Below are 293 nucleotides of genomic sequence, written 5' to 3'. Positions count from 1 at the left end.
TTCATGAAGCAATTCCCTGCAGATGTACCACAACAAGAAAAAGAGGCTGCATGGAACAAACACTTGAGTCAAAAAGTGCAAGGATTTAAAAATCATGCACAGAAAGCTGCAGAACAAGCAGGGATTGTGCAACAAAAAGATGGGACTAGCTATGCTAATAAGGAAGCTTTTGCTTCTCAGCTATCGCAACAATTACAAAACAATCCAAATATAAATGCAATGGGTGTATCTAGTGTATCTGGCATTCAAAAAGCGGTAAATGGTGTAAAAACACATAGTTTAGCAAATGGATA

Annotated in this window: 1 protein-coding gene; it reads left to right on the top strand. The window is 37.5% G+C overall.

Annotated elements, in window-relative coordinates; all coding sequences use genetic code 11:
- Positions 1-293 (top strand): hypothetical protein (locus FOT98_RS31395; RefSeq protein WP_144291231.1); only part of this gene is annotated, 293 nt, incomplete at both ends.

It is taken from the genome of Bacillus sp. HY001 (genome assembly GCF_007558965.1).
Taxonomy (GTDB): Bacteria; Bacillota; Bacilli; order Bacillales; family Bacillaceae_G; genus Bacillus_A; species Bacillus_A mobilis.
Note: the sequence above shows the minus strand (reverse complement) of the source record. Positions and strands in the feature narration are given on the sequence as shown.